General features: G+C 42.3%; 12 protein-coding genes and 1 tRNA gene. 9 read left to right on the forward strand and 4 right to left on the reverse strand.

Going from position 1 to position 11,150, the window contains the following annotated elements:
• Nucleotides 1–18 precede the first annotated feature (18 nt).
• From AAEZ18_RS07250 to cysG, 4 genes are read right to left on the reverse strand one after another with little or no spacing between them, the layout of a single operon-like run.
• Nucleotides 19–1,743, reverse strand: coding sequence for an SLC13 family permease (locus AAEZ18_RS07250; RefSeq protein WP_011326928.1), 1,725 nt, complete (start codon nt 1,741–1,743; stop codon nt 19–21).
• A gap of 31 nt (nt 1,744–1,774) precedes the next feature.
• Entirely contained in the window at nt 1,775–3,199 is a 1,425-nt protein-coding gene (cysN, locus tag AAEZ18_RS07255; protein WP_011326929.1) for a sulfate adenylyltransferase subunit CysN, read from the reverse strand.
• Nucleotides 3,199–4,098 carry a sulfate adenylyltransferase subunit CysD gene (cysD, locus tag AAEZ18_RS07260; RefSeq protein ID WP_011326930.1) on the reverse strand — a complete coding sequence of 300 codons (900 nt, stop codon included), beginning with the start codon at nt 4,096–4,098 and terminating at the stop codon, nt 3,199–3,201. Before cysD ends, cysN begins: the two co-directional genes overlap by 1 nt.
• 55 nt (nt 4,099–4,153) lie before the next feature.
• Nucleotides 4,154–5,575: a siroheme synthase CysG gene (gene cysG / locus AAEZ18_RS07265; protein WP_350594303.1), complete on the reverse strand. Its 1,422-nt coding sequence runs from the start codon at nt 5,573–5,575 to the stop codon at nt 4,154–4,156.
• A gap of 267 nt (nt 5,576–5,842) precedes the next feature.
• On the opposite strand from cysG, the gene deoC reads away from it, so the two are divergent.
• The 9 genes from deoC to rplL all read left to right on the forward strand — a co-directional run bounded on the left by deoC (nt 5,843) and on the right by rplL (nt 11,006).
• Nucleotides 5,843–6,589 carry a deoxyribose-phosphate aldolase gene (deoC, locus tag AAEZ18_RS07270; protein ID WP_350594306.1) on the forward strand — a complete coding sequence of 249 codons (747 nt, stop codon included), beginning with the start codon at nt 5,843–5,845 and terminating at the stop codon, nt 6,587–6,589.
• Nucleotides 6,579–7,079: a hypothetical protein gene (locus AAEZ18_RS07275; RefSeq protein WP_089367604.1), complete on the forward strand. Its 501-nt coding sequence runs from the start codon at nt 6,579–6,581 to the stop codon at nt 7,077–7,079. Before deoC ends, AAEZ18_RS07275 begins: the two co-directional genes overlap by 11 nt.
• A gap of 175 nt (nt 7,080–7,254) precedes the next feature.
• Nucleotides 7,255–7,331, forward strand: a tRNA-Trp gene (locus tag AAEZ18_RS07280).
• A 132-nt stretch (nt 7,332–7,463) separates the two neighbouring features.
• On the forward strand, nt 7,464–7,841 hold the full coding sequence (gene secE / locus AAEZ18_RS07285) for a preprotein translocase subunit SecE (protein ID WP_011326934.1): 378 nt from the start codon (nt 7,464–7,466) through the stop codon (nt 7,839–7,841).
• A 4-nt stretch (nt 7,842–7,845) separates the two neighbouring features.
• Nucleotides 7,846–8,403, forward strand: coding sequence for a transcription termination/antitermination protein NusG (nusG, locus tag AAEZ18_RS07290; RefSeq protein ID WP_011326935.1), 558 nt, complete (start codon nt 7,846–7,848; stop codon nt 8,401–8,403).
• 211 nt (nt 8,404–8,614) lie between these two features.
• Nucleotides 8,615–9,043, forward strand: a complete 429-nt coding sequence (gene rplK, locus AAEZ18_RS07295) for a 50S ribosomal protein L11 (protein WP_011326936.1) — start codon at nt 8,615–8,617, stop codon at nt 9,041–9,043.
• Between the two features lie 4 nt (nt 9,044–9,047).
• Entirely contained in the window at nt 9,048–9,752 is a 705-nt protein-coding gene (gene rplA, locus AAEZ18_RS07300) for a 50S ribosomal protein L1 (protein WP_011326937.1), read from the forward strand.
• Between the two features lie 322 nt (nt 9,753–10,074).
• Nucleotides 10,075–10,569 (forward strand): 50S ribosomal protein L10, encoded by a 495-nt coding sequence (gene rplJ / locus AAEZ18_RS07305; protein ID WP_011326938.1) that lies wholly within the window; start codon nt 10,075–10,077, stop codon nt 10,567–10,569.
• A gap of 74 nt (nt 10,570–10,643) precedes the next feature.
• Entirely contained in the window at nt 10,644–11,006 is a 363-nt protein-coding gene (rplL, locus tag AAEZ18_RS07310; RefSeq protein WP_011326939.1) for a 50S ribosomal protein L7/L12, read from the forward strand.
• The last annotated feature ends 144 nt before the right edge of the window (nt 11,007–11,150 follow it).

Consider the following 11,150-nt stretch of genomic DNA (forward strand, 5'->3'; position numbering starts at 1 on the left):
ATGCTGTGCGTGCCGGTATTAAAACGGAAATACTAGCGGGATCAAGGTTAATACTGTTATTGAATAAATAATAGAAAGGGGCAAGCCCATCACTACATAATCTTTTAAACGATAGTTACCCGCGCTGTAAACCATAAGGTTAGTTTGATAACCAAACGGCGATATAAAACTTGCTGATGCGCCAAACGCAACCGCCATAATAAATGGCAGTGGGTCTACGTTAAAGCCAACGGCAAGTGAATAGGCAACCGGAAACGACAATGCTGCAGCGGCGTTATTGGTTATTAGCTCGGTAAATAATACTGTCATTAAAAATATTGCGATAAAGGCGCTGTATGGGCCAAAGTCGCCAAGTACTACAAACATAGCCGCCGATATTTGCCCAGCAAGTCCGGTGCCTATCATTAGTTTTGCTAAGCCTATGGCGCTGCCTACTACGGCGAGTAACTCAATAGGAAAGCGACGTTTTACTTCGCTAAGCTTAATAGTACCGCAAAGCATAAAGCCAATCAGTAATACTAATAAGCCTTTAACTAGCGGCACTAAGCCAATAATACTTAAGCCCAGTACAGCGGCAAAGCTTAGCAGCACAATGTTTGACTGTTTAGGCGCTAGGTGAGTTTGTAAATCAAACCCCGATATATACACAAATTCGCGCTTTAAATTAGGCAAGCTGTAAAAATTTTTACCCGGGGCGAGTATTAGTGAGTCGCCTGCTTGTAAACGCACTTGCCCTAAACCACCTTGCAGGCGATCGTGGCCGCGGCGAATAGCAATAACGGCCGCATGAAACTGCTCTCTAAAGCGGGCTTCTTTTACGGTTTTACCAATAAATTTTGAAGACTGACTTACGACAACCTCTACTAAGTGCTCTATGTCTTTTTGATGATTGTCGTGCACTACTTTTAAACCATCGAAACGCGTAAGTAGGGGGACTGATTTTATATCGCCCACAAAAAGTAATATGTCGTTTTGTTTAATTATTTGCTGTGGCGTGACCGCACAAATACGTTGGTTATCGCGAATTATTTCGCCTAAAAATAAGTCTTTAAGTTCACGCAGGCCATTTTCTTCTACGGTGCGACCAATTAGCTTTGAACCGGCTTGTACTTTACCTTCAAGATAAAAAGGCACGACTTCTTGGTCGCTTTTACCGTTGTCGGGTAAGTATTTTAACATGACTAAAATAGTGATTAAGCCCACGCTTAATGCGCCCAAACCTACTAAGGTAAAGTCAAAAAAGCCCAGTGGCGCCATGCCCGCATCTACGGCAAAACCATTTACTATTAAGTTGGTTGATGTGCCAATAAGGGTAATAGTGCCGCCTAAAATAGCGGTGTACGATAGCGGTAATAATAACTTTGATGGCGAGTGATTGGGGTTGTCTTTTATCGCGGTAATTAAGGAGGCAACCACGGCAGTGTTATTGGTAAACGACGATAAAAACGCGGTCGAAAGCCCCAATTTAGTCACTGATTTAACTAAACTACCGCTCGATAGTGATTGCGCTAATTTTTGAATAAGGGTGGTTTTTTCAATCGCAATTGACACTAATATTAATAACACCAAAGTAATTAGCGACGGGTTAGTATAATTAACTAACATGCTTTCTAAATCTATTAGCCCTGCTAAGTAGCTGCTACCAATGGCTCCCACAAATAGCCATGCTGGATTAAGCCGAGTGCCAAAAAGGCACCCGACTAAAGTAAGCATAATGCCTGTTAAAATGAGCTGATCTACCATGCTTTATATCCTATAACAGGCTAAAAAAGTATTATAACTTTGATATATCAAGCGCTTGCCAATGCGGAAAGTGCTTGCGTACTAAAGTGTTAAACTCAACTTCAAAAGCACTAAAGTTACTTTGCTGCGCTTGGCTTTGCAGTACTTGCTCTATCATACCGGCTGCAATAGTTAAGTTAGATAAGCGATCGATAAGTATAAACGAGCCGGTTTCGTGATTACTGTGATACTCATCAGCCAAAATAGTTTCGCTAAGTTCTAGCGTTACAATAGCGATTTCGTTTAACTGTAGAGTGTCGCTGCTACCATGCTCTAAGGTATTTACATCGATAGTGTGATCAATCTTAGTAACTTGAGCAGAGGTGTTTTTGCTACCAAGTTTAAAGTTATAGCTTTTACCTAGTTGCAGCGGCGTTTCGTGCATCCATACTAATTTAGCTTGTAGCTGGTTGGTAACTATTGCCGTAGAGCTTGCTGGTACAATGACATCGCCTCGGCTAATATCAATTTCGCTATTTAGCGTAACGGTAATTGCTTGGCCAGCTTGTGCACTGTCTAGGTTGCCATCAAAGGTAACAATTTCTTTAATGCTAGAAGTTTTGCCCGATGGTAGTACTTTTATTGCATCGCCCACTTGTAACTTGCCTGAGGCTAGCGTGCCCTGAAAACCACGAAAGTTTAAGTTAGGGCGCGCCACATATTGCACCGGTAAACGTGCTTCAAAGTCAGTGTCGATTTGCGCTGCTGGCGAGTCCTCTAATAACTCTAGCAATGGTTTATCGGTGTAGTAAGGCGTATGTACAGAACGAGTAACTACGTTATCGCCTTTAAGCGCCGACATAGGTACAAATTTAATGTTACTTACATTAAGTTGCTCGGCAAATTTTAAGTAGTCAGCTTTAATTTTTTCATAAACAGTTTCGTCAAAATCAACGATATCCATTTTATTAATAGCCACAACAAATTGCTTAATACCAAGCGAGTCACAAATAAAGCTGTGACGTTTAGTTTGTACTTGCACGCCGTAACGTGCATCCACCAAAATAATGGCCACATCGCTGGTTGATGCACCCGTTACCATGTTGCGCGTATACTGCTCGTGCCCTGGGGTATCGGCAATAATAAACTTGCGCTTAGCGGTCGAGAAGTAACGGTACGCTACGTCAATGGTAATACCTTGCTCACGCTCAGCTTGTAGGCCATCAACAAGTAATGCTAAATCAAGGTCATCACCTGCGTTACCTACTTTTTCGTTATCTTTATGTAGCGCTGCTAACTGATCTTCATAAATTTGGTGGCTGTCGTGCAGTAGGCGGCCAATGAGTGTTGATTTACCGTCATCTACGCTGCCACAGGTAAGCATGCGTAATAAGCTTTTGTCTTGCTGACGTGCTAGGTAAGCGTCTATACCGATTGCTTTTACTTCGTTAAATGTGTCGTTATTTTGATTAGCCATTAGAAATACCCTTCACGTTTTTTCTTTTCCATTGAGCCTGCCGAGTCATGGTCAATAACCCGACCTTCACGTTCAGATGACGTAGATAGCAGCATTTCTTCAATAATTTCGGTTAATGAGCTGGCCGTTGATTCCACTGCACCGGTAAGTGGATAGCAGCCTAAAGTACGAAAACGTACCGACTTCATCATTGGCACTTCACCCTCCAAAAGTGGCATACGTTCATCGTCAACCATAATTAAGGTGCCGTCGCGATCAACCACTGGGCGCTCTTTAGCTAGATACAAAGGCACCATGTCGATGTTTTCTTGATAAATATATTGCCAAATATCCAACTCGGTCCAGTTAGACAGAGGGAATACACGAATACTTTCACCTGGATTTACTTGGCTGTTGTACGTATTCCAAAGCTCTGGGCGTTGGTTTTTAGGATCCCAGCGGTGGTGCTTATCGCGAAATGAATAAACACGTTCTTTAGCGCGTGACTTTTCTTCGTCGCGGCGTGCGCCACCAAAGGCGGCATCAAAGCCATATTTGTCGAGTGCTTGCTTTAAACCTTGAGTTTTCATTATATCGGTATGTTTACCAGAGCCATGCTCGAATGGGCTTATACCAATTTCCATGCCTTCTGGGTTTTTATGCACTAGTAGCTCAAAGCCGTATTCTTTGGCAATACGGTCACGAAATTCAATCATTTCGCTAAACTTCCAATTAGTGTCTACGTGTAATAACGGAAACGGAATTTTTGCAGGGTAAAATGCTTTACGCGCTAAGTGCAAAAGTACCGACGAATCTTTACCAATTGAGTAAAGCATTACTGGGTTCTCAAACTCAGCGGCGACTTCGCGCATGATTTTGATACTTTCAGCTTCAAGCTGCTGAAGGTGAGTTAAAGCCATTGTTAGTCGTCCTACTAAAATAATTAAAAGTTAAAATCTAATAAATGTATAAAGCTTATGCCACATCGGTAAGTGGTTGCGCAAAACTGCTAGTTTGCGCTTTGGCACCAAACCAATGTAACTCTTGGTGCAAGGATGCTACTTCGCCAATAATAAGCAGCGCAGGAGAAACCACACTGTTACGCGTAATTAAATCGGCAAGCTCGCCCAGCTTTCCAGTAATTACGCGTTGATTTTTACGGGTGCCGTTTTCAATAATGGCAACGGGTGTATTGGCGTTGCGGCCATGCTTTAAAAGCTCAGCTTGTATATGTGGCGACTTTATCACGCCCATATAAATAGCTAAGGTTTGATTTGGTTTAGCCAGCGATTGCCAATCGAGTTCTTGGCCGTCTTTTTTACAATGCCCGGTTACAAACTGAATCGCTTGTGCGTGGTCACGATGGGTAAGCGGAATACCCGCATAGGCACTGCATCCTGCAGCGGCAGTTATACCAGGTACAATTTGATAATTTACCTTGTTAGCCGCAAGTACTTGTACTTCTTCGCCACCACGACCATAAATAAACGGATCGCCACCTTTAATACGGCATACTTTTTTACCTTGCTTGGCTAAATCGACCAGCATTTGGTTAGTGTCTTGCTGCGCTACGCTGTGATCGCCTAAACGCTTGCCTACACAAATAAGGTCGGCATCGCGGCGCACTAACTCCATGATCTCGTTAGACACTAAATAGTCATAAACCACTACATCGGCTTGTTGCATAAGTTGCAGTGCCTTAAGTGTCAGCAATTCAGGATCGCCAGGGCCTGCACCTACTACATAAACCTCGCCTTCGGGCTCGGCTTTAGCATTTAGCATGTGTTCTAACTGTTGCTCTGCGGCTTGGGTGTCGCCGGTTTGTACTTTACTAACAACAGATGAGTCGAATACGCCTTCCCAAAACTGGCGACGATCGGCAAAGTGCTTAAAGCGTTGTTTTACTTTGCTTCTAAAGCCACCCACAAGCGTTGCCAGCGGACCAATATGTTGCGGTATTAGGGTTTCTAGTTTTTCGCGTAGGCGACGTGCTAATACCGGGGCAGTGCCTGCGCTTGATATAGCAATTGTGATTGGGTTGCGATCGACAATCGATGGAAATATAAAGGTGCACTTAGGCTGATCGTCAACTACATTAACAAAAATGTTATGAGCATTAGCCAGTTCAAACACTTGGCTATTTACATGTTCCAAATCAGTAGCAGCAATTACCAACATCATATTTTTTAAATGTTGCTCGTTAAAGTACTCATGTATAAGCGTTACTTTATTTTCGCTAGCAAGTTCAATGAGCTGTTGGCAAAATTTGGGAGCGACTAAAGTAATACTGGCACGCGCTTTTAAAAGCGCGCTGCATTTGCGCAACGCAACATCTCCACCGCCAACAACCAATACAGGTTTGTTGTCGAGTTTGGTAAAGATAGGTAAATACTGCACGTTAATCACACCCCTAAAATAAATGGCTCGTTTAGCCTGATAGCCACAATATAGCGCCACATACTAAGTAAAAAATAATTAAAACCCACTCGTTATAACTAAAAGTTATAACGAGTGGGTTTTTAAGGCCGAAATCTTAATTAGTAAGGCTTTGCGGTCGGTTGCATGTAAAACTAAGGGCTTAGAGTGTTTGGTTATGAGCTATAGCAAGTTTAGGTTACTATAATTACAGGTATTAAATCACGGTATAAATATGATGAGGTTACTATGATTAAACAACAAAAAGAGGCTGCTTTGGCTGTCGCCTTAATGGATTTAACCAGCTTAAATAGCAACGATGATAGTGCCGCTATTAATACGTTAGTGAACAGCATTAACCCTAAATTAGGCACGCCCGCTGCAGTATGTGTTTACAGTGATTTTGTAGCAGAAGCAAAAATAGCCTTAGCTACCAGAGAGCTAAGCCATATAAAAGTAGCCACAGTAACTAACTTTCCAACGGGTGGCGCACCTTTAAATACCGTAATAAACGAAACACTAATTGCCATAGAGCGCGGTGCAGATGAAATTGATTTAGTTATTCCATATAAAGCGCTAATAGCGGGTGATAAAAGCCGTGTGCTTGAGTATGTTACCGAGAGCAAAAAAGTCTGTGGGTCGCGCGCTCTACTTAAAGTGATTATAGAAAGCGGCGAGTTACAAACACCCGATTTAATCGCATCAGCCACATTATTAGCTATTAAAGGCGGTGCCGACTTTGTAAAAACCAGTACCGGTAAGGTCGCCGTTAATGCCACGCTTGATGCGACAAAAACTATACTCAATACCATTAAAGAATCGGGCAAGCTAGTTGGCTTTAAAGCGGCGGGAGGGGTTAAAACAGTTGCAGATGCGAGCGATTACTTAACCCTTGCAAGCACTATTATGGATAATGACTACTTACAAGCAAATACCTTTAGATTTGGCGCATCAAGTTTATTAACTAATGTGTACGCGGTATTAAATGAAGCGTGATAGCGAACAAGAAAAACAACAGTTAGAGCACGAGGCAGCGAGGTTGTTTTTACGTTGTTATGAGCAGCAATATGGCATTCATATGCGCCATATTTGGCATAATGAGCCCAATAAGCCCGACGTTAGCTGCTACAAAGGCGATCAGCAACTTGATATTGAAGTTGCGCATTTATATGCCAGTGAAACCGAAGCAATGGCAGTGCTTGGCCGGCCACTGTCAATTCCAATGCAACGGGCATTGGCCGATATGGCGCAAGCCCCAAGTGAGCAAAGGTTACGCCTAGCGTTAGAGAGATTACTGGAGCAAAAAGCCACTAAATCTTATCATTCAGCGCGAACTTGGTTATTAATTCGCAATGCCAGCACTATTTGGCATAAAGCAGACTTTGATGCTCAGCTTAAAATGATTAGTGTGCCGCAAACGCATGCATTTGAGCAAATTTGGTTGCTATGCGATTTCTATCGTGGCGAGTTGGTACGTTTATTTTGATTTTTTTACGGTAACTCATTGCAGGAATGACTTTTTATTGCATAAATAAATATTAATTTAGCGAGTTAAGTGGTTAAATAATGCGGTGTGTAAATTAACGGTGAAGATTTTATCAGATGACAATCTTTACTCTTGTGTTAATGAACTGCGTAAGTATAATAGGCATCCACTTTGCAGGGGCGTAGTTCCAATTGGTAGAACAGCGGTCTCCAAAACCGACGGTTGGGAGTTCGAATCTCTCCGCCCCTGCCAATATTACTCGCGATGCGGGTAAGTCTGGGGTTAAAAATCGGTTTAAATAAGTCTGTTTTTAAGTTTAGATTTTAATGGATTAACCCTACCATAGCGTAGGGTTGTTGTGTCTGTAGTTAAGGTAATAATATTATGAGCACGAATGTAGAAACGCCATCAAGTGCGATGGAGTCAGTAAAGTGGTTAGTAGCAATAGTGCTACTTGCAGGCGCAGTTGTTGGTAATCACATGTTTGCAGATCAGTCTGTATTACTACGTGCGATTGGCGTTGTAGTTGCAATAGCAGCTGGTTTAGCAATTGCCTCGCAAACAGCTAAAGGACGTACTTTCCTTACTTTTGCTAAAGAAGCAAGAATTGAAGTGCGCAAAGTAATTTGGCCAACGCGTCAAGAAACTATCCACACGACATTAATTGTAATGGTTGCAACAGCGATAATGGCACTTATCCTTTGGGGATTAGATGGCATTTTATTCCGCGCTGTAGGCTTTTTAACTGGATTGGAGATCTGATCCCATGTCGGATGAGAACAACGAAATAAAGCTACGTTGGTACGTAGTACAGGCTTTCTCAGGTTATGAGAAGCGTGTTGCACAAACTATTTTAGAACACATTAAAATCAAAGGCCTTGAAGAGAGCTTTGGTGAGGTATTAGTACCAACAGAAGAAGTGATTGAGATGCGCGCTGGTCAAAAGCGTAAATCTGAGCGTAAGTTCTTCCCAGGTTACGTACTAATTCAAATGGATATGAACGATAAAAGCTGGCATTTAGTTAATAGCACAGAACGTGTTATGGGCTTTATTGGTGGTACGTCTGATCGTCCTGCACCAATTAGTGCCAAAGAAGCTGAGCGTATTCTTAATCGTTTACAAGAAAATGCTGAAGCACCTAAACCTGCTACCTTATTTGAACCAGGTGAAGTTGTTCGTGTTACTGACGGTCCATTTGCTGACTTTAGCGGTGTTGTTGAAGAAGTTGACTACGAAAAGAGCCGCGTTAAAGTGTCGGTACTTATTTTTGGTCGTTCTACACCGGTTGAACTTGAATTTGGTCAAGTTGAACAAGATAAGTAATTGATTAAAAAAGTGATGTTAAATTTTTTATAAAATTTGGCACGAAGCTTGAAAAAGGCCGGTGATTAACTTATAATCAGCGGCCTTTTTGTATTTGGGTAAATTAATTTTACGCTACAAAAAGTACGAAACAATTTTTTATATTGGGGAGCCGTTAGAGTACGCGTCCTCGCGCGCACAAGGCTGAGACCCACTTAATGAGGTATTTATAATGGCTAAAAAAGTTGAAGCTCTAATCAAGCTACAAGTTAATGCTGGTATGGCTAATCCTAGTCCACCAGTAGGTCCTGCACTAGGTCAACACGGTGTAAACATCATGGAATTCTGTAAAGCGTTTAACGCACGTACAGAGTCTATCGAAAAAGGCGCTCCAGTTCCTGTAGTGATCTCTGTTTACGGTGACCGTTCTTTTACGTTCGACATGAAAACTCCACCTGCAGCATACTTGCTACTTAAAGCAGCTGGCGTTAAATCAGGCTCAGGCCGTCCTAACACTGAAAAAGTAGGCACAGTAACTCGTGCTCAACTTGAAGAGATTGTTGAGACTAAACGAGCTGACCTTACAGCTTCTGATTTAGAAGCTGCGGTTCGCACTATCGCAGGATCTGCTCGTGCGATGGGCTTGAGCGTAGAGGACTAAGAATATGGCTAAATTAACTAAACGTATGCGTACTATCCGCGAAAAAGTGGAAGTAACTAAAGATTACGAAATCAACGAAGCGATCGCGCTTTTAAAAGAGTTAGCGACAGCTAAGTTTGTAGAAAGTGTTGACGTTGCTGTTAACCTTGGTATCGATGCTCGTAAATCTGATCAAAACGTTCGTGGTGCAACTGTACTACCTAACGGTACTGGTCGTGACGTTCGCGTTGCAGTATTCACACAAGGCGCTAACGCAGAAGCTGCGAAAGAAGCCGGTGCTGAATTAGTAGGTATGGAAGATCTTGCTGAGCTAGTTAAAAAAGGCGAGATGAACTTTGACGTTGTTGTTGCATCACCAGACGCTATGCGTGTTGTTGGTCAACTAGGTCAAATCTTAGGCCCACGTGGTCTAATGCCAAACCCTAAGACTGGTACAGTAACACCTAACGTTGCTGAAGCAGTTAAAAATGCAAAAGCGGGTCAAGTACGTTACCGTAATGACAAAAATGGCATCATCCATACTACTATTGGTAAGGTTGATTTCACTGCTGAGCAATTACAACAAAACCTTGAGTCACTAATTGTTGCGCTTAAGAAGGCTAAACCTTCTCAAGCTAAAGGTGTTTACGTGAAGAAAGTAAGCATCTCTACAACAATGGGCGCAGGCGTTGCTGTTGACCAAAACACGTTAAGCACAACTGTAGCTTAATCAGTGTTTACATGGCGTGAAATTTGTACTATAATTTCGCGCCATTTTGTTGATTAATTCGTTTTTCAGCAAAGTAAAGAATTCGGGTTGAAGTCCATAATTTCGTTGCACCTTAGGGTAAAGCGATAAATTGGACTTCCGTCCAAGACCGTAGGTGGCTTCGGCCTTAATACTCACCTACGTAGACGGTGTAGACCCCAGATAGATTTTTCCTAATCCTTCTGGCTCTCGCCGTAAAAAGCATCTCTATCTTGTTTGATAGGGAAGAGTAGAACAGGGGACACCGAGTGTCGGTAACCCCATTAAACCAGGAGTAACACCCATGGCTTTAAATCTTCAAGGCAAACAAGCAATAGTTGCTGAAGTCAACGAAGCAGCCAATGGTGCTCTATCTGCAGTTGTTGCAGATTCTCGTGGTGTAACAGTTGGCGCAATCACTGCCCTTCGTAAAGAAGCTCGTGCAAATGGTGTTTGGATGAAAGTTGTCCGTAACACTTTAGCAAAACGTGCTCTTGAAGGAACACAGTTTGAGTGCCTTTCTGATTCATTTGTTGGTCCAAGCTTAATCGCTTTCTCATCAGAGCACCCAGGTGCTGCTGCGCGTATCTTTTCTGCTTTTGCAAAAAAGAACGAGAAATTTGAGCTTAAAACGGCCGCTTTTGAAGGAAATGTTGTTGATGCAGCAATGCTTGCTACATTACCTACATACGACGAAGCTGTTGCACGCTTAATGAGCGCTATGAAAGAAGCGTCTGCTGGTAAATTGTGTAAAACAATTGAAGCAGTACGTGTACAGAAAGAAGAGCAAGCTGCTTAATTTTAAGCTGTTTAATCCCTTTCGGTGTAAAATTTATTTGGACTTAAAGTCCGTTAATTATTAGGAAATTTGAAATGTCTGTATCTAAAGACCAAATCCTTGACGCAATTGCTGAAATGTCAGTAATGGACGTTGTTGCTCTTATCGAAGCAATGGAAGAAAAATTCGGCGTAACTGCTGCTGCTGGTATGGTAGCTGGTCCAGCTGCTGAAGCAGTTGAAGAAAAGACTGAATTTGATGTAATCCTTACTGGCGCTGGCGCTAACAAGGTTTCTGCAATCAAAGCAGTTCGTAGCGCAACTGGCCTAGGCCTTAAAGAAGCGAAAGCTCTTGTTGAAGCTGCACCAACACCTGTTAAAGAAGGTATCTCTAAGGAAGAAGCTGAAGCTCTTGCTAAAGACCTTACTGAAGCTGGTGCTGAAGTTGAGGTTAAGTAATTTAGCTTTTGCTAAGTTCGCTGCCTGAGAAATCAGGCAAGGGCTGGTGATTATTTAATCACCGGCCTTTTTGCGCTATAGAGTGATGCACTCTTTTAGTTCAAATAAAATCTGGTTTTTTCTTTACTTTCAACGCTTTATAGT

The organism is Pseudoalteromonas sp. 19-MNA-CIBAN-0066, from assembly GCF_040308705.1.
Taxonomy (GTDB): domain Bacteria; phylum Pseudomonadota; class Gammaproteobacteria; order Enterobacterales; family Alteromonadaceae; genus Pseudoalteromonas; species Pseudoalteromonas nigrifaciens.

Excerpts from the sequence above, each read along its gene's own strand:
- AAEZ18_RS07250 (WP_011326928.1), bottom strand. The coding sequence starts at position 1,743 with ATGGTAGATCAGCTCATTTTAACAGGCATTATGCTTACTTTAGTCGGG.
- secE (WP_011326934.1), top strand. The coding sequence starts at position 7,464 with ATGAGCACGAATGTAGAAACGCCATCAAGTGCGATGGAGTCAGTAAAG.
- deoC (WP_350594306.1), top strand. The coding sequence starts at position 5,843 with ATGATTAAACAACAAAAAGAGGCTGCTTTGGCTGTCGCCTTAATGGAT.
- nusG (WP_011326935.1), top strand. The coding sequence starts at position 7,846 with ATGTCGGATGAGAACAACGAAATAAAGCTACGTTGGTACGTAGTACAG.
- cysD (WP_011326930.1), bottom strand. The coding sequence starts at position 4,098 with ATGGCTTTAACTCACCTTCAGCAGCTTGAAGCTGAAAGTATCAAAATC.
- rplJ (WP_011326938.1), top strand. The coding sequence starts at position 10,075 with ATGGCTTTAAATCTTCAAGGCAAACAAGCAATAGTTGCTGAAGTCAAC.
- cysN (WP_011326929.1), bottom strand. The coding sequence starts at position 3,199 with ATGGCTAATCAAAATAACGACACATTTAACGAAGTAAAAGCAATCGGT.
- AAEZ18_RS07275 (WP_089367604.1), top strand. The coding sequence starts at position 6,579 with ATGAAGCGTGATAGCGAACAAGAAAAACAACAGTTAGAGCACGAGGCA.
- rplK (WP_011326936.1), top strand. The coding sequence starts at position 8,615 with ATGGCTAAAAAAGTTGAAGCTCTAATCAAGCTACAAGTTAATGCTGGT.
- rplL (WP_011326939.1), top strand. The coding sequence starts at position 10,644 with ATGTCTGTATCTAAAGACCAAATCCTTGACGCAATTGCTGAAATGTCA.
- rplA (WP_011326937.1), top strand. The coding sequence starts at position 9,048 with ATGGCTAAATTAACTAAACGTATGCGTACTATCCGCGAAAAAGTGGAA.